We start from the raw sequence: 18,819 nt of genomic DNA on the forward strand, positions 1-18,819 counted from the left end.
CCCCCTCTGGCCTGCCGGCCTGGCCAGCAGGCCAGAGGAGGGTGTCTTGGCGCTCACGCTTGCTGCGGCAGCCAAGCTCACAGCGCCTGCGTCGTGTAATCCCCTTCCGGCTCGTAGAGGCCGTCCTCGATCTTGGTCTTGTGGACGACAATCAGCCGGCCGCCTTCGACCTTGGAGATGTTCTGGATGCCAAAACACTGGTGGATCTTGCCGTTGAAGGTTTTCGGCCCCTGCGGATGCTCGGGCCCTTCGGCGAACTCGGTCAATGCCTCGGTCGCCTCGACCAGCTTGGCGCGGTCTTCCGGGCCCTTGTAGCCGGCGTCTTCCATCGCCTTCTTGACGACATAGAGCGTTTCCCAGCAGCCGAACATATGCGCGGCGGTGGAGACGTCCTTGGGGTCGCCGACGGCGGCACCATTGTCGTCGATGCCGACGGCGGCGCGATAGGCCTTCTGCGCGGGGGAATCATCAGGCTGCGCGTAGCGCGGCGAACCTTCCCAGAAATGGCTGCCGTCAAGGAATTCGAGGCCGGGGCTGTTGATGTCGGTAGCTTCGAGCGAATCGATGAAGCCGAACAATTGTGGCCGATTGGAGCCGTAGAACTCGCCGAGCTCCTTGACGAAGGTGAGCACCGCCGGGCCGACCATGACGTGGTAGATCACCTCGGTCTCCGCGGGGATCTGCGGGAAATATTTGGTGAAGGAGGATTCTGTCGGGGGGATGGCGATCTGGGCGATGACCTCGGCGCCTTGCGCCTTCAGGGCCGGCGGCAGGTAGTCGCGATGGTCGTAGCCGAACGCGAAATCGGGAAATATCTGCGTCACCTTCTTGCCGGCATTGGCGGCAATCCACGGCGCCATCGACTGGATCTGGCTCTTCACATCGGTGATGCCGGGCTGGAAGACGTAGCGGTTCAACTTGGTCGACGCGACGTGGTGGCCTTCGCTAACGACGAAATAGGGCATCTTGGCCTCGCCGGCGGCCGGCGCCGAGCCGATGACGACATGCGAAAACAGCGTGCCGTAGACGATGTCGGTCTTGTGCTGGGAGGCGAACTTGCCAACGACTTCGGCGCCCCGGCCGGGATCGGTGCCGTCATCCTCGATGATCACCTCGACCGGCCGGCCGTTGATGCCGCCAGCATCGTTGATAGCCTTGACGGCAGCGGCCGTGGTCTTCTCGTACCAGCGGCCGTAGGCGGCGCCGATGCCGGTGCGGTGCGACTGAAAGCCGATCTTGATCGGCGCCGAGCTCTGCGCCTGGCTGTAACGCACGAAACCCGGCGCGACGGCAAGACCGGCGCCGGCGGCAAGGCCCTTCAGCGCCGCGCGGCGGGTGAGAGCGGATCTGGAGAGATCGAAAAACCCATTCTTGTCAGTCACGGCAGTTCCCCTTGTTTTTGAGCTTTGACCAATGGCTGTAGCAGGCAGGCCACTCTTGTTAAGAGGGCCGAAAATTGCATGTGTACAAACTAAATCACCAAAGCTCTGACGTGGCAAGCGAGCTTTCCCCAAGGTCCGATTGACGGCCATCGCGCACCTCGTTCATCCGGCGCTCGGCGTCGCAAGCAGCCATAGGCCGAGCACGGTATAGGCGATCATCAGCACGGTGAGCGGGAACTGGCTGAGCGCGGCGCGAGCCGGACCGGGATGCAGCCGCCAGGCCAAGCCATGAGCGACAAGCACTGCAAGCATGTGGCCGGCAATGATGACGCCGGCCTGGAGGTTCCACAGCCACCACGCCGAGCCGGCGCCGGCGACAACGCCGGCTTCAATTGACATGTCGGCGGTACCGAACAGGTTCCAGCCCAGCGCAAGCGGGTCGGAAAGAGCGGCAATCGCATATTGGCCGTCGACCAGCAGCGCCGTCAGATAATGCGCGAAGTGGTAGGCGAGCGCGATCGGTACGATCGACCAGACCAAAAGCCCGGCGGCGTGACCGAGCGAATGCTTGCTGCCGGCAAGGTGCTGGCCAAGAAAGAGGGCGAGCGCGAACACCGCCGCAAGCACGGCAAAGCTCAGCGCAAGGCCGAAACTGCCGATGCCGATCAAAGCGGTGCGTCCAGGAAACTCCAGCGGATTGATCCCGAACCAGCCTAGCCAGAAGAAGGTTTTCGACAGGCCGTCGAAGGAGACAGACGACAGCGCAAGCAGCAGGAAAGCGACGCCGCTGAGCGGTAGCGGCGCGGCACCGAGCAGCTTGGCACCCGGCCAGCAGAGTTTGAGCCGGCCGTCCTCGTTGTGCTCGACGATGGCGAAGTGCGCTACCATGGCAAAGAACACCGTCAGGAACTCGCCGCGCTGGCTCCAGTCGCGGTATCCGAAGACCTGCATGGCGGCAAAGCTCAGCAGCCAATAGGCGCCGGCGGCCCAGGCCAGCCGCGCCGGATCGTCGGGCGCAGGGTCGATCAGCTCGAACCAGGCGAAGGCGAAGAACAGCACGAAAGCCGGCCAATAGCCGAGCCACTGGGGGACCAACTGCGGCTGCGATCTGCCGAACAGCTGCGAGACGACACGGCACGGCCCGTACCAGGGGTTGAACCACGACCAGAGATCGCCGGCGAGCCCCTGCAACAGAGCCAGGCCAACCCAGAGCAATGTCCATACGGTCAGCGGCAGTGGATTGGAGAGCGGATCGCGGCTGCCGAACAGGCCGGCGGCAATCAGAATTGCAAAGCCGGCAAAGGATACCAGGCTGACGGCAGTTCGCGCGCCGTCGCCGAAGGCGAAAAGCGGCAGGCGTTTGCGCCAGAAGCGGTCGAGGGAGTCCGGCGGGAGTAGAGCGAGGATCAGGAAGCTGGCGGCAACGGCGAGCGCGCCACCCACGACGTAGTAACCGGTGGGAAGCAGCAGGACGTGGCCGCGGTCGGATGCGTGGGCGAAGGCGGGCCTGGGCGAGAATGCAAAGGCAACAACGACGAGAGCTAGACTGTAACGACGGGGCTCTACGGCGCCCCCCTCTGTCCTACCGGACAGGACAGAGGGGGGCGCGAAGGAACTCATACTACGCAAGAGTCCCCCCACCTCACACTTTCACCAGTTGCTCCACGCGATCCTTCTGGCCGAATATCCGCAAATAGCGCTCGATCTCTTTCTCGTCGCCGGTCGACTTGGCCGGATTGTCGGAAAGCTTGACCGCCGGCCTGCCGTTGGCTTCGGTGACCTTGCAGACCAGCGAGATGGCGTCTAGCCGGTTGGTCTCGGTCGGCGCGCAGCCCTCGAAATCATTGGTCAGGTTGGTGCCCCAGCCGAAGGACATGCGCACCTTGCCGCGGAAGTGGCGGTAGGTCTCCTCAATGGTCTCGACCTCGAGCCCATCCGAGAAGATGAGCAGCTTCTGCTTGGGGTCCTTGCCCTTTTCGCGCCACCAGGAAATGATCTTCTCGCCGCCTTCGATCGGCGGCGCGCTGTCGGGGCGGAAGCCGGTCCAGTCGGCGACCCAGTCCGGTGCATCGCGCAGGAACGCCGCGGTGCCGAAGGTGTCCGGCAATACGATAAGCAAATTACCGCCGTAGTAGCGCTGCCAGTCCTGCAGCACGTTGTAGGGCGACTGTTTCAATTCCTTTTCCGAATTGGTGAGCGCGGCGAACACCATCGGCAGTTCATGCGCGTTGGTGCCGAGCGCCTCGAGATCGTTGTCCATGGCGAGCAGCACATTGGAGGTGCCGGTGAAGGCCTCGCCGATGCCCTCCTTCAACGCTTCGACGCACCAGCGCTGCCACAGGAAAGAATGGCGGCGGCGGGTGCCGAAATCCGAGATGCGGATGCCGGGCAGCGCCTTCAGCCGCTCGGTCTTGGCCCACATCTTGGCCTTGGCGCGGGCATAGAGCACGTCGAGCGCGAACGGCCCGAACGCCCGCATGGCCGCGCGAGATCGAAGTTCATTGATAATTGCCAGCGCCGGGATCTCCCACAGCGTCGTGTACATCCACGGGCCGCTGAAGGCGAGTTCGTATTGGCCGTCGCGCTTGGAAAGGTCGTATTCGGGCAGCCGGAAAGTTTCCAGCCAGGCGAGGAATTCCGGTTCGAAGATCTGCTTGCGGCCATAGAAAGTGTTGCCGCCGAGCCAGATCATCTCTTTCTTCGAGAAGCGCAAGGTGCGGGCATGGTCGAGCTGCTCGCGCAGCTCCGTCTCATCGATCTCCTCGGCAAGGCGGACCGAGGTGGTTCGGTTGATCAGCGAGAAGGTGGCGTCGACCTTGGGATACATGCCCCAGATCATCTGCAGCATCAGAAGCTTGTAGAAATCGGTGTCGAGCAAGCTACGGACGATCGGGTCGAGCTTCCAGGTGTGGTTGTAGACGCGCCGCGCTATATCGGTCTTTGCCATCGCTCAATGCGCCTTCGCTGCTCGCTCTAGCTTTTGTCTATCGCAATTCCGGACGGAAAACCGCTGCGCACTTTTCCTGGAATAGCTCCAAATGCCTCTTAGCATCGAATTTTTGAACGCGCCTCCCGCTTTGCGGGCTGGCCCGACAAAAAGAAGCCCCTGCGGCAAGCGGCGCCTGCGGCAGTTTCGGCCTCACGATGCGGTCTTGGAGCCGACCACCTTGAGCGCTGGACGCTTGCGGCGAATGCCGATGCGACCTGCCACCGGCGCGTCGGCGCGGCGGTCGGCCTGCTCTTTCTCGGCAAACAGCCAGTCGATGAACAATTGCACGATCGGCGCCGACCGCATCTCGTTGCGGCAGACGACGTAGAAATCGTCGACCGCCGGCACGGAAAGGCTGAACGGGGCGACAAGCAGACCCCGGGCGAGCAGTCCGCTTGCCGTCACCGTATCGCCGAGCGCCACGCCATGGCCGTGCACGGCGGCTTCGGTCGCCATGCGCGCATCGCCGAGATGATGGCGGCGGCCGCGCTCGAGGTCCAGTGCGTCGGCGGCGGCCAGCCAGGTGTGCCATTCGCGGCCGTCATCGCCATGAAGGAAGACGTGATCGGCGAGGTCGCGGACGGTGCGGATCGGGCGGTTGTTGATCAGCGTCGGACTGACCACCGGGAACAGTTCGAGACCCGACCATTTGCGCATCCAGCAGTCGGTCCAGCTGCCGTCGCCATAGTGCACGCAGACATCGATGTGCGGGGCGCGGACGTCCTTGGCGTCATTGGATGGGATCAGCGTGAGCCTGATATCCGGATATTGCGAGGTGAAGCTGCCCAGCCGCGGGATCATCCACAGCAAGAGCAGAGCCGGCACGCACGATACCGACAGCGCGCCGGTGCTGGCCGGCCGTGTCATGCGCTGCGTGGCGGCGGCAATGCCGTCGAAGGCGGTCGACACCGCCGGCAGCAACTCGGCGCCGTGCGGCGTCAGCTTCACCCGCTGGCCGGCACGCTCGAACAGCTTGACGCCCAATGATTGCTCGAGCGCCTTGATCTGATGACTGATGGCGCCGTGGGTGACGTTCAGCTCGGCCGCCGCCTTGCTCAGTGAGGCATGGCGCGCCGTCGCCTCGAAGGCGCGCAGCGGGTTGAGCGGTGGCAAACGCTTGGCCATTTGGAACCTGAGCTCTGTGAGATTTTCTCACAGCGAACACCCTAACAATATCAATTGATTTTTCAATGCAGCTACAGGACACTTTGCCCAGGCATTGCATCAAGACGTGAAATCCGCAGACAGCCGGCGGCTGCGGCTATCGAGGCCGCCGCCCGCGCACCGCACCAGCCATGGAGGACCGACATGGGTTACGACCGCGGCAAGCTCGAAGCGTTGCGTCGCAAATATGGCGAGAGCCATGGCGGCGAAATGTTCGACCCGAAATTCCAGCGTGTCGCCGACAAGATCTTCTCCAAGACCGGCACGCGGCTGGCGCCCTATTCCGGCATCCCGACCTTCCTCGCGGCGCCCTATCGTGAAATCGCCGCTGACAATCCGGATTTCGGCGATCTGCAGGTAGCGATGATCGGCGTGCCGATGGATCTTGGCGTCACCAACCGGCCGGGCGCCCGTTTCGGGCCACGGGCGTTGCGCGCCATCGAGCGCATCGGCCCCTACAACCATGTGCTGGAATGCGCGCCGACGCATGAGTTGAAGGTCGCCGACATCGGTGACGTGCCGTTCCAGAGCCGCTACCGGCTGGAGACCAGCCATGATGACATCGAACGCCGCACCAACCAGATCGTCGACGCAGGGGTTCTTCCGCTTTCGGTCGGCGGCGATCATTCGATCAGCCACCCGATCCTGAAGGCTGTCGGCAAGAAGGCGCCGGTGGGCATGATCCATGTCGACGCCCACTGCGATACCAGCGGCCTGTTCGACATGACCAAGTTCCACCATGGCGGGCCGTTCCGCAACGCGGTGCTGGACGGCGTGCTCGACCCGAGCCGCACCATCCAGATCGGCATTCGCGGCTCGGCCGAATATCTGTGGGAGTTCACCTATGAGTCCGGCATGACCGTGGTGCATGCCGAAGAGGTGACCGGCCTCGGCATTCCCGCCATTATCGAGAAGGCGCGCAGGATAGTCGGCGACGGCCCGACCTATGTCTCCTTCGACATCGACAGCATCGATCCGGCCTTCGCACCGGGCACCGGCACGCCGGAGGTCGGCGGGCTGACGACGCGGGAAGTGCTCGAGCTGCTGCGCGGCCTGAAGGGCCTCAACATCGTCGGCGGCGACGTCGTCGAGGTGGCGCCGCAATATGACGCGACCACCAACACGGCGCATGCCGGCGCGCAGGTGCTGTTCGAGATCCTCAGCCTGATGGTGTTCAGCCCGGCGATTGCCGGCAGGGCAGGCTGACGCAGCTCGACCATGATCCCGAAAGTGGGAACCGGTTTTCGGAAAAGATCATGGTCCACTAGAGAATCCAAAGGCGACCGCCGCGCTGGAGCCGGCGGTTGCATTCAACAAACAAGCTTCCAGCAGGGGAATGACAATGACACTTCACATGAAGCTCAAATCATCCATCGTCGCCGTGCTGATGTTCGGCGCGACCGGTCTTGCTTTCACCACCCAGGCCGCCAATGCCGACGCCATCGACGACATCGCCAAGGCCGGTGCCATCAATGTCGGCATCTTTTCCGACTTCCCGCCCTTCTCCTCGGCCAGCGCCGACATGAGCATCAAGGGCTACGACATCGACGTGGCGCAATCCATCGCCGACCAGCTCAAGGTCAAGCTCAACCTGGTCAGCGTGACCGGCCAGAACCGCATTCCGTACCTGACCGACAAGCGCGTCGACCTGCTGATGAGCGTCGGCTACTCCAAGGAGCGTGAGCAGGTGATCGATTTCGCCGCCGCCTACGCACCCTACTACATCGCCGTCATCGGCCCGGCAGCACTCTCGGTCAAAGGCAAGGAAGACCTTGCCGACAAGTCGATCGCCGTCAATCGCGGCACGCTGGAGGACACCTCGCTGACCGAGGCGGCACCCGCCTCGGCCGACATCCGCCGTTTCGACAACTATAATTCCGTCATCCAGGCGTTCATCTCGGGCCAGACCCAACTGATGGTGGTCGGCAACGATGTCGGCGCCCAGGTGCTGGCTCGCCAGGAGGAACTGAAGCCGGAGCAGAAATTCCAGCTTCTCACCTCGCCCTCGCATATCGGGCTCAACAAGAAGGAAGACCGCCTCAAACAAGCGGTCAACGATGCGGTCGCCAAGATGCTGGCCGACGGCAAACTGGACGAAAGCTCGAAGGCCTGGCTGAAGACACCGCTCGATCCCGCCAATCTCAAGGATTGACGGCCAGTGACCTATAGCCTCGACTTCGGCTGGCTTGCCGGGGCGACAGGGGCGATCGCGCGCGGCGCGGCCACGACGATCCTGCTGATCGCTGTGACCACGCTGGCGGGAACGTTGCTCAGCATCCTCGGCGCGGCAGGGCGGCGGAACGGTCCGCTGCTGCTCAAGCGGGCGATCGGCTGGTATGTCGAGGTGATCCGCAACACGCCGTTCCTAGTGCAGCTGTTCTTCATCTTCTTCGGGCTGCCCAGCATCGGCGTCAGGCTCGATCCGGTGCTGGCAGCCATGCTGGCGATGACGCTCAACATGGCCGCCTACACGATCGAGATCGTTGGCGCCGGGCTCGACGCGGTGCCGCCCGGGCAGACGGAAGCGGCACTGGCGCTTGGCCTCAGGCCGCGTCAGGTCTTCATCAAGATCGTGCTGCCGCAGGCGCTCAAGGTGATCTATCCGGCGCTGACCAGCCAGATCGTCATCATGATGCTGGAATCCGCCGTGGTGTCGCAGATCGCGGTGCGCGAGCTGACCTATGAAGCCGACATGCTGCAGGCGCGCACGTTCCGGGCTTTCGAGACCTATTTCGTGGTGACGATGGTCTATCTCGCCCTGTCGATCGGGCTGCGCCGGCTGCTGGTCGGCGGCGGCCGCCGGCTTCTTGGAGCCGGCGTGTCATGATCGAATTCACCTTCTGGGACATTCTGCGCAACCTGCTGCTGGCCGCGCGCTGGACGGTGCTCTTGTCGTTGGCTGCGTTTATGGGCGGCGCCGTGGTCGGCATGATCGTGCTGTTCTTCCGGATCGCCAAGAATAAATGGGCGCGCCGCTTTGCCTCCGGCTACATCGCGCTTTTCCAGGGCACGCCGCTGCTGATGCAGCTCTTCCTGATGTTCTTCGGCTTGCCGATGCTGGGCTTGCGCATCGAGCCGTGGACCGCGGCGGTGCTTGGCCTGACCTTCTTCGCCAGCGCCTATCTCGCCGAGATCTGGCGCGGCGGCGTCGATGCGCTGCCGCGCGGTCAGTGGGACGCCGGCGCCAGCCTCGGCCTGCACTACCTGCAGGAGCTCAGGCTGATCATCCTGCCGCAGGCGTTTTCGATCACCCGCGCGCCGACGGTCGGCTTCCTGGTGCAGCTGATCAAGTCGACCGCGCTGACCTCGATCATCGGTTTCGAGGAGCTGGTGAGGACATCCAACGCGATCAACAATGCGACCTTCGAACCGTTCAAAGTCTATGGGCTGGTAGCGCTGATCTTCTTCGTCATGTGCTTCCCGCTGACGCAATACGCACGTTCGCTCGAGCAGCGGGCGGCCGCCCGCTGAGCCGGGCGACCAGCAATTCAACGCCCGAATACCAGCGGCGGCGCGATTCTGTCCCGCCGCAGCCAGCGCCCCAGCAGGAGTGCAGCAACCACCGCCAGTCCCGACGACAGGCCGATCCAGATGCCGACGCCATGGAAGCCGAAACGGAAGGCGAGCAGCACGCCGAGCGGCAGGCCGATGCCCCAATAGCCGATCGCGGCGTAGATCATCGGCATCTTGGTGTCGTGCAGCCCGCGCAGCATGCCGCTAGCTACCGCCTGCGCGCCGTCAAAAACCTGGAACAGCGCGGCAAAAGCGAGGAACGACACGGCAAGCGCCACCACCTCGGCATTAGCCGGATTGCCCACATCGATGAAGGCGCCGATCAAGAGATGCGGCCACAAGATCATCACCAGCCCCATCAGCGCCATGAAGGAGACACCGACGACATAGGCAGTCCAGCCAGCCCGGCTGACACCTTCCGGATTGCCGGCGCCGTGGGCAAGTCCGACGCGCACCGTCACCGCCTGGTTGAGGCCGAGCGGCACCATGAAGGTGACTGAGGCGATCTGGATGGCGATCGCATGGGCGGCAAGCGAAGCCGCATCGATCAGGCCCATGAGAAAGGCCGCCGCGTTGAAGATCGTCACCTCGAAGGCCAGCAGGCCCGCGATCGGCAGGCCGAGCCGCAGCAGGCCCTTGAAGCGCGGCCAATCGGCGCGCCAGAAGCGTCCGAACAGACGATAGCGCCGGAATTTCTTCTCAAGCATCACCACCGTCGCCATGCCGGCGAACATCAGCGTGCTGGACAAAGTGGTGGCAAGGCCGGAGCCGGCGATGCCCATCGATTGGATGCCGAGATTGCCGAACATGAACAGCCAGTTGAAGAAGGCATTGCAGGCGACGGCAACGAAAACGATGATCAGTGCCCAGCCCGGCCGCTCCAGCGCCGAAATGAACGAGCGCAGGACGATGTAGCCGAAAAAGGGCAGCACCGCCCATTCGAGCCAGCGCAGATAGATACCCGCCTGATGCGCCAGCGCCGGCTCCTGCCCCATGGCCAGCAACACGCTCTCGCCGTGCCAGAGAAGGACCCATATCGGAAGGCAGATGAGGATCGCCAGCCACAGACCCTGGCGCACGGTGCGGCGCAGGTCGCGCACCGAGTGGCGGCGACGGCCGAGCTCGGTCGCCATCATCGGCGAGGTCGCCAGCATCAGGCCAAGTCCAAAGATCAGCGGCATGAAATAGAGGTTGGCGCCAAGCGCGCCGCTGGCCAGCGTGTCCGGCCCCAGCCGCCCCATCATCATGACGTCGGTAGCGGTCATCGCGGTCTGGCCGAGATTGGTCAGCACCATCGGCCAGGCGAGCGCCAGCATCGCCCTGATTTCCCGACGCCAAAGGTTTTCCGGCGCGCGAGCGTCGGCTTCGATCGCAGACATTCCAGTTTTCCGCCTATCCGATTGCGGCACGTCGGCAAGAGCCGGAAGCCGCGTCTCAGCGCGGAAAATGGCCAAGATCGGCCGGATTCCGCATTACGACGGGTTTGTCTATCAAATGGGCACCGGTGGCAAGAGGCTGACTTGCGGAAGGGTTAAGCCAGTCAGCTCAATGCAGGCTATTGGAGAGGCCATGGAAGCCGCTATGGTCACGGTGGATTCATTTGAAGGCACCCTGATGAGCGCGTTTCCCGAAATCTATCTGGTTCGGCATGGCGAGACGGAATGGAGCGCGTCCGGAAAACATACCGGCCGTACCGACATACCGCTGACGCCGGCCGGCGAGGACGCTGCGAGGCGGGTCACTGAGCGGCTAAAGGGCCTGTCCTTCTCGGCGGTGTGGTCGAGCCCGTCGCAGCGCGCCTTCAACACCTGTGCGCTGGCCGGCTTCGGCTCTTCGGGCGTGAAGAAGGACGATCTGGCGGAGTGGGATTATGGTGCCTATGAGGGATTGACCACCAAGCAAATCCTTGCCGAACGTCCAGGTTGGCGTCTCTTTCGCGACGGTTGCCCGAGGGGCGAATCAGCCGCGGACGTCGGCTCGAGGGCGGACCGCATCGTCAGCCAGCTGCGCCAGGCCAACGGCAACATCCTGGTGTTTTCAAGCTCGCATTTCCTGCGAGTGCTGGCTGCGCGCTGGCTCGGCCTGCCGCCGCAAGACGGCGCGCTGTTCGTGCTGGATACCGCCAGCATAAGCGTGCTCGGCTATGAGCATGATCTCGACGAGCCGATTGTTCGGCGCTGGAACCAGCGATAGCGCGTGAAGCCGTTCGACCTATATGATCGCGTCCAGCGCCCGCCTTTGCCTGTGCATTTCGAGGAACACGCGGTAGTCGCGGTCGAACCGGCCGGCGGCAGCCGGATTGGGCTCTCGCGTCCTGCCGCCTTGCTGCATGGCAACGCAGGCGGCATTCAAATCGGGAAAAAGCCTGGCCGCGGTGGCGGCAATCATGCCGGTGCCGAGCAGCACCGCCTCGTCCGCCAGCGGCTCGACCACCGTGCAGCCGGTGGCGTCGGCATAGAGTTCCATCAACAGCGGGTTCTTGGTGTGGCCGCCGGTGACGTGCAGCGTGTCGATCAGATAGCCGTTTTCGTTCAGTGCTTCCAGCACATGGCGGACGCCAAGCGCGATGCTGACGGCGGTGCGCCAGTAAAGCTTGCACAGGCTGTCGAAGGAGGAATCCAGCGTCAGTCCGCTGATGACGCCGACGGCATGCGGGTCGGCAAGCGGCGAGCGGTTGCCATGGAAATCCGGCAATACATGCAGCCTTGCGGCGAGGTTGCCACCCTCGGCGGCGCGCAGCTCGGCGACGCGGCGGGCGATCCTGGCATGCATGACGGCATCCGGCTCGCCGCCGGCGCCATGCCAGCGGATGATGTGATCGAGCAGCGCTCCGGTGGCCGACTGGCCGCCTTCCGACAGCCAAAGACCGGGAAGCGCTGCTCCATAATATGGCCCCCAGACACCGGCGAAAGGCTGCGGATCTGGCGACATCGCCATGACGCAACTCGACGTACCGGCAATCAGAGCCAGATGGCGGCCGATGTTCGTCGCGTCACCTGCGAAACCGCCGAGCACGCCGAGCGCGCCGGCATAGGCATCGATGACGCCGGCGCCGACCCGGCATTTTTCGGTGAGGCCAAGCTCCGCCGCGGCTTGCGCGCTGAGCGGACCGATATCTGCGCCGACCGGGCTCGCCTTCTCCGGCAAATTGCCGTGCTCGAAAAGGTCGCCGAGCCCGACCGCTTCGAAGAAGTCGCGCCGCCAGCCGGTCGCTTCATGGGCCAGATAGGTCCATTTGGCGGTCAGCGTGCATTGCGAACGTGCGAGCGAGCCGGTCGCCTTCCAGGTGAGGAAGTCGGTGAGGTCGAACAGGTAGCCGGCTTCGTTCCATGTTCCGGGCAGGTTGCGCTTCAGCCACATCAGCTTCGGCGTTTCCATTTCCGGCGACATGACGCCGCCGATATAGTCGAGCACGGCGTGGCCGCTTTCGGTGCATTCATCGGCCTCGGCAATTGCGCGATGGTCGAGCCAGACGATGGTATCCCAGCGCCTTTCGCCAGTAACGGACACGCTGAGCTGGCCGCCATGCCGGTCCCGCACCACCAGCGAGCAGGTGGCGTCAAAAGAGACGCCGACGACATCCTCAGCCTTCACGCGCGCCTTTTCGCGGGCAGCGCGCACGGCACTGCACACCGCCGACCAGATATCCTGCGAATCGTGCTCGGCGTGATCGGCCTTCGGCTGTTGCATGGCGATCGGGTGCTCGGCGCGGCCGAGCAAGGCGCCACCGGTGTCGAGAATGCCGGCACGGGCGCTTCCGGTGCCGACATCGACCGCGCAAACGAAACTGTTGGTCAAGGTGTTTTTGCTCTCGCTCCCAGGCCTGCAATCAGATCGGGCAATTGCAGCATGTCAGCGAATATAAAGTCCGGCTCACTTGACGCAAGCCGCGCTTTCAAGGCCGGGTTGCCGGTGTGCGAGCCGCCGGTGAAGGCAAGGACACGCATGCCGGCCGCCCGCGCCGCTTCGATGCCGGCCGGGCTGTCCTCGACGACGAGGCAGTTTCGCGGGGCCGCTCTCATTTTATCTGCTGCATGGAGAAAGAGATCGGGCGCCGGTTTGCCCCGCGCCACCATGGCAGCGCTGAACAGATGCGGCTCCAGCAGCCCAAGCAGCCCCGTCACCTCGAGCGCATAGCGGATGCGCTCCAGCGTGCCGGAGGAGGCGACGCAGCACGGCACGCCGAGCTTCGGCAGGACCTGTGCGATGCCTGGCATCGGTTTCAGCTCTTGGCGGAACTTGCGCATCAGTTCGGAGCGCATCTCGGTCAGATGCTGGTCGGTGAGATCGAGCCCGAAGTCGCTTGCGAGGATTTCGCGGACGCTCTTCATGCTCTTGCCGAGGAAGTGCTCGTAGGCAATGTCCTCGCTGACGTTGCCGCCGGCAAGCGCGATCATATCCAGCAATGCCGAGACGGACAGCATCTCACTGTCCACCAGCACGCCGTCACAGTCGAAAATGACCAGTTCAGGCGTCATCGCGCTGGATCGGCTTCAGAGGTCGCCGGCGAGATAGCGCGTCAGTGTCGCGCGCGCGCCGTCCGCCCACAGCGATTTGAGCGCATGGGCGAACGCTTCGGCGAACGGCGGCGAGCGGCCGACATCGCCATAGATGTCCTCCATGGCAAGCCAGGCGCCAGGCATGTCCCTGGCCGCCTTGGCCGTCGCCTGCAACCGGCCCCAGTTCGGATCGTTGGGCTCGGTGACGGCACCGGAATCCGTCGTGCCGAAGCAGTAGCGACACCAGAGCGCAGATTCCAGCGCCAGGCCGGTAACGCTTTTGCCAGCCTTCAGCCGGTCGGCGATCGTCGGAATGATGAATTTCGGCTGGCGGTTGGAGCCGTCGAGGCAAAGCCGGCGTATGGTGTCGCCGATCTTCGGATTGGAGAAGCGGTGCTCGATGAGCTGGTAGTAATCTTCGAGGCCGGTGTCCGGAACCGGCGGCACGGTCGGGATGATCTCATTATGCTCGAGCTTGTCGAGGAAGCCGCGTACCAGCGGCTCCTGCATCGCCTCATGGACGAAATGGATGTCCATCAGCCCGGCCGGATAGGCGATGGTCGCATGGCCGCCATTGAGGATGCGGATCTTCATCAGCTCATAGGGCGCGACGTCGCTGACGAACTGCACGCCGACCTTTTCCAGCGGCGGGCGGCCGTCGGTGAAACGGTCCTCCAGCACCCACTGCTTGAACGGTTCGCAAAACACCGGCCAATTGTCGTCGAGGCCGAACTCGCTGGCGAGAATGCCGCGCTCGCGGTCGGTGGTGGCCGGCGTGATGCGATCGACCATGCCATTGGGAAAGGCAACCTTCTCGCTCACCCAGTTTGCCAAACCTTCGTCGATCAGCCGCGCAAGGCCGATGACGCCATCTGAGGTGACATGGCCGTTATGGGGGATGTTGTCGCAGGACATGACGGTGAAGGGCACGATACCGTCGGCGCGGCGGCGTAGCAGCCCGGCGAGGATGAGGCCGAAGACGGTCTTCGGCGTCGCCCCCGGCTCAGCGTCGGCAACGATGTCGGGATGTGTCGGATTGAAGACGCCAGAAGCCGGATCGATGAAATAGCCGCCCTCGGTGATGGTCAGGGAAACGATCTTGATCGCCGGATCGGCAAGCCGCTCGACGATTGCGATCGCGTCGCCAGGCACCAGGAAGTCGATCATGACGCCGGTGACGCGCGCGCTCATATGGCCGCTGTCCTGCTCGACCACGGTGGTCAGCCAGTCCTGCTCCTGCAGCTTGCCGCGGCCGACCTTCTCGCCCTCGAAGACGCCGGCGCCGACAATAGCCCAGTCGTGGCCAACACCCGAGTTGAACAGGTCGTCGAGGTAGACGGCCTGGTGCGAGCGATGGAAATTGCCGACGCCGAAATGCACGATGCCGGCCTTGAGCGCGGCGCGATCGTATTTCGGGCCGGCGACCTTGGGCGGCAGCTTGGCTAGGATAGAAGAAGAGAGTTTCACGGTCATCTGCTTTACCCTTTAGCGGGACGGCTCTTCCCCCCGTGGAGGAGACGGGGAGAAGAGCGCCTTCGCCCCCCTCAACTCATCCACTGGCCGCCATCGACATTGTAGGTCTGGGCGACGATGTATTCGGCCTCATCGCTGGCCAGGAACACCGCCATGCCGGTGAGGTCTTGCGCCGTGCCCATGCGGCCATAAGGCACGGCTTCGCCGACCAGCCTCTTCTTCTCGCCCCTCGGCCGGTTCTCGAACTTGGCGAACAAGGCATCGACATGATCCCAGTGCTCGCCGTCGACGACCCCCGGTGCTATCGCGTTGACATTGATGCCGTGTTTGATCAGGTCGAGCCCTGCCGACTGGGTGAGCGAGATGACCGCCGCCTTGGTGGCGCAATAAACGGCGACCAGCGCCTCGCCGCGGCGCCCGGCCTGGCTTGCCATGTTGATGATCTTGCCGCCCTTGCCGCGGGCAATCATAGAACGGGCGGCGGCCTGCAACGTAAACAGCGTGCCGGCGACGTTGACCGAAAACAATTTGTCGTAGCTTGTCTTGGTGATCTCGACGATCGGCGCCAGGTCGAACAGGGCGGCATTGTTGATCAAGATATCGAGGCCGCCGGCCCTGGCTTCGACCGCCTTGACGGCCGCATCGATCGACGCGAGATCGGTGACGTCCAGCTTCACCGCGTAGGCGTTGCCGCCGATTTCCGAGGCCGTCTTCTCGGCAGCCTCGAGATTGATGTCGCCGATGGCGACGGTCGCCCCCTCCCGCATGTAGGCTTCGGCGAACGCCCTGCCGATGCCGCGCGCCGATCCGGTGATCAGCGCCGATTTACCTCCGAGCCTCATTGCAGCATCGCCTTCCCATCGGCGCCGAAACGATGCAGCTTGGCCTTGTCCGGCGTCAGATAGATCGTGTCGCCGTGATGGGCGGCCAATTCGCCGTCGGCACGCACCGTCAGCTGCCCGACGCCATCCGCCTGGACGTGCAAAAACGTGTCGGAGCCGAGATGCTCGGCAACGCCGACCGTCGCCTTCCAGTCGCCTGACGTCTTCGAAATGTTCATATGCTCCGGGCGGATGCCGACTGTCTTGGCGCCATATTTGGCGGCCGGCGCGCCTTCGATCAGGTTCATCTTCGGCGAACCTATGAAACCGGCGACGAACAGATTCTTCGGCGTCTTGTAGAGTTCCATCGGCGAGCCGACCTGCTCGATATTGCCGGCATTGAGCACGACGATCTTGTCGGCCATGGTCATCGCCTCGATCTGGTCGTGGGTGACGTAGACCATGGTGGTCTGGAGCTGGTGGTGCAGTTCACTGATCTCCAGCCGCATGGTACCGCGCAGCGCCGCGTCGAGATTGGACAACGGTTCGTCGAACAGGAAGGCCGATGGCTGGCGGACGATGGCGCGGCCGATGGCGACACGCTGCCGCTGGCCGCCGGAGAGCTGGCCGGGGCGGCGGTCGAGGTAGTTGGTGAGGTTCAGGATCCGCGCGGCGTCCTTCACCTTCTTGTCGATGGTCGCCTGGTCCTCGCCCGCCATCTTCAGCGGGAAGGCGATGTTCTTGGCCACAGTCATGTGCGGGTAGAGCGCATAGGACTGGAACACCATGGCCAGCTTGCGCTTGGCCGGCGCCTCGCCGGTGACGTCGCGGCCATCGATGATGATGGTGCCGCCGCTGGTATCCTCCAGACCGGCGATCAGACGCAACAGGGTGGATTTGCCGCAGCCCGACGGACCGACGAAGACGACGAACTCTCCGTCCTCGATGACCAGATCAAGGCCGGGGATGATGGACGTCGCCCCGAAGGATTTGGAGACGTTCTTGAGCGTGATGTTTCCCATGGTTTCCTCCCCCGAAGGGCTATCTTTTTTCGTTTTTGCGTCAGGCGATGCCCGCTACTTTACCGCACCGAATGTCAGGCCTCGGACCAGCTGCTTCTGGCTGAACCAGCCCATGATCAGGATCGGCGCGATCGCCAGCGTCGAGGCGGCCGAAAGCTTGGCCCAGAACAGCCCCTGCGGGCTGGAGAAGGAGCTGATGAAAGCGGTGAGCGGCGCTGCCTCGGTGGTGGTCAGCCGGATCGTCCAGAACGCCTCGTTCCAGGCGAGAATGATGTTGAGCAGCATGGTCGAGGCGATGCCGGGCACCGCCATCGGTGTCAGCACGTAGATTATCTCGTTCCACAGCGATGCGCCGTCCATGCGCGCCGCTTCCAGGATCTCGCCAGGTATCTCGCGAAAATAGGTGTAGAGCATCCAGACCACGATCGGCAGGTTGATCAGCATCAGCATGACCATCAGGCCGATGCGGCTGTCGAGCAATCCGGTGTCGCGGAAGATCAGATAGATCGGAAACAGCACGGCGACGGCCGGCATCATCTTGGTGGAAAGCATCCACATCAGAATGTCCTTGGTGCGTTTGCCCGGCGAAAACGCCATCGACCAAGCCGCCGGTATGGCGACGAGCAGAGCCAGGACGGTCGAGCCGACCGAGAGGAACACCGAGTTGAGGAAGAATTTGAAATAGCCGTTCTGCGCCTGGACCTCGGAATAGCTCTCCATGGTTCCCGACGGGAACAGGTTGAAGCCCTGGATGGCCTCCTGCTCCGACTTGAACGAGGTGATGATCGTATAGAGGATCGGGAAGAAGATCAGCAGGGCGACGATCCAGGCGGCCGCGGTCGCAATCGTCTTGTGCCGGGTGGTGACTGCACGTGCCATCTTATCCTCCCTTATTTGTCCAGGTTCTTGCCGACGGCGCGCATGGCGAAGAAGGCGACGATGTTGGCGAGAATGACGGCGATGATGCCGCCGGCGGACGCCTGGCCGATTTTGAACTCCAGCAATGCCTTCTGGTAGACGAGGAAGGGCAGGTTGGTGGAGGCATAACCCGGGCCGCCATTGGTGGTGACCAGGATCTCGGCATAGACCGACAGCAGGAAGATCGTCTGGATCAGGATGACGACGGTTATGGCGCGCGACATATGCGGCAGCGTCAAATAGATGAAGCGGCTGATGAAGCCGGCGCCGTCCATTTCGGCGGCTTCCTTCTGCTCGCCGTCGAGCGACTGAAGCGCGGTCAACAGGATCAGCGTCGCAAACGGCAGCCACTGCCAGGCGACGATGATGATGATCGCCAGGAGCGGGTGCTGCCCGAACCAGTCGATCGGCTGCCCGCCGAAGAAACGCGCAATATCGGCGAAGACGCCGTATTGCGGATGCATGATCATGTTCTTCCAGACAAGTGCCGCCACCGGCGGCATGACGAAGAACGGCGAGATGACGAGGATGCGGACGATGCCTTGTCCCCACATCGGCTGGTCGAGCAGAAGGGCCAGCAGGATGCCGCCGATCACCGTGATCAAAAGCACGCTGACGACGATGGTGAGCGTGTTGAGGATCGACTGCAGGAATGCCGGGTTGGAATAGAACAGCGCGTAGTTCGAAAACCCGACGAAGCCGTCGCGCATCGGATTGAGCGGGTTGTACTGCTGGAAGGAGAACCACAGCGTGAATGCCAGCGGCACAATCATCCAAACCAGCAGCAGCACCACGGATGGCGCCATCATGAAGCGGGCAAGCGAACGGGTCTGCTGAGTAGCCATGACGGTCACCCTTCGAGGTCGGCCAAGTTTTTCAGCGGCGTAAAGTTGGCCGCCCGAACTGGGATTCGGGCGGGGCGGGGCCCGGGCGGCCGGGGCCCCCGCACCCCAGGGGGGCGCTATTTTTTTTAAACCCCACACTCACATAGGCGGGGGGGGGGGGGGGGGGGGGGGGGGGGGGGGGGGGCGGCGGGGG

General features: G+C 63.6%; 17 protein-coding genes. 5 read left to right on the forward strand and 12 right to left on the reverse strand.

The genetic code is table 11. From position 1 onward, the window contains the following. Positions 1-77: 77 nt before the first annotated feature. From NKH80_RS14090 to gcvA, 4 genes are all read right to left on the reverse strand, one after another. Positions 78-1,382, reverse strand: a complete 1,305-nt coding sequence (locus NKH80_RS14090) for an ABC transporter substrate-binding protein (protein ID WP_352992035.1) — start codon at positions 1,380-1,382, stop codon at positions 78-80. Positions 1,383-1,544: 162 nt separating this feature from the next. Next, positions 1,545-3,002 (reverse strand): hypothetical protein, encoded by a 1,458-nt coding sequence (locus NKH80_RS14095; RefSeq protein ID WP_352992037.1) that lies wholly within the window; start codon positions 3,000-3,002, stop codon positions 1,545-1,547. A gap of 22 nt (positions 3,003-3,024) precedes the next feature. Continuing rightward, complete coding sequence (pncB, locus tag NKH80_RS14100) at positions 3,025-4,329, reverse strand: nicotinate phosphoribosyltransferase (protein WP_352992039.1); 1,305 nt, start codon at positions 4,327-4,329, stop codon at positions 3,025-3,027. Positions 4,330-4,521: 192 nt separating this feature from the next. Beyond that, a complete protein-coding gene (gene gcvA / locus NKH80_RS14105) occupies positions 4,522-5,496 on the reverse strand; it encodes a transcriptional regulator GcvA (RefSeq protein WP_352477004.1) in 975 nt (324 codons plus the stop codon). A 183-nt stretch (positions 5,497-5,679) separates the two neighbouring features. Here gcvA and speB point away from each other — a divergent pair, with 183 nt between their 5' ends. The 4 genes from speB to NKH80_RS14125 all read left to right on the forward strand — a co-directional run bounded on the left by speB (position 5,680) and on the right by NKH80_RS14125 (position 9,006). Next, positions 5,680-6,741 carry an agmatinase gene (gene speB / locus NKH80_RS14110; protein ID WP_352992041.1) on the forward strand — a complete coding sequence of 354 codons (1,062 nt, stop codon included), beginning with the start codon at positions 5,680-5,682 and terminating at the stop codon, positions 6,739-6,741. Between the two features lie 136 nt (positions 6,742-6,877). Further along, positions 6,878-7,687: a transporter substrate-binding domain-containing protein gene (locus NKH80_RS14115; protein ID WP_352477002.1), complete on the forward strand. Its 810-nt coding sequence runs from the start codon at positions 6,878-6,880 to the stop codon at positions 7,685-7,687. A 6-nt stretch (positions 7,688-7,693) separates the two neighbouring features. Further along, positions 7,694-8,362 (forward strand): amino acid ABC transporter permease, encoded by a 669-nt coding sequence (locus NKH80_RS14120; protein ID WP_254815843.1) that lies wholly within the window; start codon positions 7,694-7,696, stop codon positions 8,360-8,362. After that, the gene (locus NKH80_RS14125; RefSeq protein WP_352992044.1) at positions 8,359-9,006 is read left to right on the forward strand and encodes an amino acid ABC transporter permease; all 648 of its coding nucleotides are present in this window, start codon (positions 8,359-8,361) and stop codon (positions 9,004-9,006) included. Before NKH80_RS14120 ends, NKH80_RS14125 begins: the two co-directional genes overlap by 4 nt. 17 nt (positions 9,007-9,023) lie before the next feature. On the opposite strand, the gene NKH80_RS14130 is transcribed toward NKH80_RS14125, so the two are convergent. Beyond that, positions 9,024-10,427 carry an MATE family efflux transporter gene (locus tag NKH80_RS14130; protein WP_352992046.1) on the reverse strand — a complete coding sequence of 468 codons (1,404 nt, stop codon included), beginning with the start codon at positions 10,425-10,427 and terminating at the stop codon, positions 9,024-9,026. A 232-nt stretch (positions 10,428-10,659) separates the two neighbouring features. Between NKH80_RS14130 and NKH80_RS14135 the strand changes: the two genes are divergently transcribed. After that, positions 10,660-11,241: a histidine phosphatase family protein gene (locus NKH80_RS14135; RefSeq protein ID WP_352801087.1), complete on the forward strand. Its 582-nt coding sequence runs from the start codon at positions 10,660-10,662 to the stop codon at positions 11,239-11,241. An 18-nt stretch (positions 11,242-11,259) separates the two neighbouring features. Here the strand turns inward: NKH80_RS14135 and NKH80_RS14140 are convergent, their stop codons facing one another. The 7 genes from NKH80_RS14140 to NKH80_RS14170 form a co-directional block, all read right to left on the reverse strand. Then, positions 11,260-12,846, reverse strand: coding sequence for an FGGY-family carbohydrate kinase (locus NKH80_RS14140; RefSeq protein ID WP_352992048.1), 1,587 nt, complete (start codon positions 12,844-12,846; stop codon positions 11,260-11,262). Further along, positions 12,843-13,526, reverse strand: a complete 684-nt coding sequence (locus NKH80_RS14145; RefSeq protein WP_352992050.1) for an HAD family hydrolase — start codon at positions 13,524-13,526, stop codon at positions 12,843-12,845. Before NKH80_RS14145 ends, NKH80_RS14140 begins: the two co-directional genes overlap by 4 nt. Before the next feature lie 15 nt (positions 13,527-13,541). Beyond that, entirely contained in the window at positions 13,542-15,020 is a 1,479-nt protein-coding gene (locus NKH80_RS14150; RefSeq protein WP_352992052.1) for a mannitol dehydrogenase family protein, read from the reverse strand. A gap of 71 nt (positions 15,021-15,091) precedes the next feature. After that, positions 15,092-15,862, reverse strand: a complete 771-nt coding sequence (locus tag NKH80_RS14155; RefSeq protein ID WP_352992054.1) for an L-iditol 2-dehydrogenase — start codon at positions 15,860-15,862, stop codon at positions 15,092-15,094. Further along, positions 15,859-16,863 (reverse strand): ABC transporter ATP-binding protein, encoded by a 1,005-nt coding sequence (locus tag NKH80_RS14160; protein WP_352476994.1) that lies wholly within the window; start codon positions 16,861-16,863, stop codon positions 15,859-15,861. Before NKH80_RS14160 ends, NKH80_RS14155 begins: the two co-directional genes overlap by 4 nt. Positions 16,864-16,917: 54 nt before the next feature. After that, a complete protein-coding gene (locus tag NKH80_RS14165; RefSeq protein WP_352476993.1) occupies positions 16,918-17,742 on the reverse strand; it encodes a carbohydrate ABC transporter permease in 825 nt (274 codons plus the stop codon). A gap of 11 nt (positions 17,743-17,753) precedes the next feature. Next, positions 17,754-18,626 (reverse strand): carbohydrate ABC transporter permease, encoded by an 873-nt coding sequence (locus NKH80_RS14170; RefSeq protein ID WP_031195183.1) that lies wholly within the window; start codon positions 18,624-18,626, stop codon positions 17,754-17,756. Positions 18,627-18,819 lie beyond the last annotated feature (193 nt).

The sequence above is a fragment of the Mesorhizobium sp. M0904 genome, assembly GCF_040319475.1.
GTDB lineage: Bacteria > Pseudomonadota > Alphaproteobacteria > Rhizobiales > Rhizobiaceae > Mesorhizobium.

Excerpts from the sequence above, each read along its gene's own strand:
- NKH80_RS14145 (WP_352992050.1), bottom strand. The coding sequence starts at position 13,526 with ATGACGCCTGAACTGGTCATTTTCGACTGTGACGGCGTGCTGGTGGAC.
- NKH80_RS14095 (WP_352992037.1), bottom strand. The coding sequence starts at position 3,002 with ATGAGTTCCTTCGCGCCCCCCTCTGTCCTGTCCGGTAGGACAGAGGGG.
- NKH80_RS14125 (WP_352992044.1), top strand. The coding sequence starts at position 8,359 with ATGATCGAATTCACCTTCTGGGACATTCTGCGCAACCTGCTGCTGGCC.
- speB (WP_352992041.1), top strand. The coding sequence starts at position 5,680 with ATGGGTTACGACCGCGGCAAGCTCGAAGCGTTGCGTCGCAAATATGGC.
- gcvA (WP_352477004.1), bottom strand. The coding sequence starts at position 5,496 with ATGGCCAAGCGTTTGCCACCGCTCAACCCGCTGCGCGCCTTCGAGGCG.
- NKH80_RS14115 (WP_352477002.1), top strand. The coding sequence starts at position 6,878 with ATGACACTTCACATGAAGCTCAAATCATCCATCGTCGCCGTGCTGATG.
- NKH80_RS14150 (WP_352992052.1), bottom strand. The coding sequence starts at position 15,020 with ATGACCGTGAAACTCTCTTCTTCTATCCTAGCCAAGCTGCCGCCCAAG.
- NKH80_RS14155 (WP_352992054.1), bottom strand. The coding sequence starts at position 15,862 with ATGAGGCTCGGAGGTAAATCGGCGCTGATCACCGGATCGGCGCGCGGC.
- NKH80_RS14170 (WP_031195183.1), bottom strand. The coding sequence starts at position 18,626 with ATGGCTACTCAGCAGACCCGTTCGCTTGCCCGCTTCATGATGGCGCCA.
- NKH80_RS14165 (WP_352476993.1), bottom strand. The coding sequence starts at position 17,742 with ATGGCACGTGCAGTCACCACCCGGCACAAGACGATTGCGACCGCGGCC.
- NKH80_RS14130 (WP_352992046.1), bottom strand. The coding sequence starts at position 10,427 with ATGTCTGCGATCGAAGCCGACGCTCGCGCGCCGGAAAACCTTTGGCGT.
- pncB (WP_352992039.1), bottom strand. The coding sequence starts at position 4,329 with ATGGCAAAGACCGATATAGCGCGGCGCGTCTACAACCACACCTGGAAG.
- NKH80_RS14160 (WP_352476994.1), bottom strand. The coding sequence starts at position 16,863 with ATGGGAAACATCACGCTCAAGAACGTCTCCAAATCCTTCGGGGCGACG.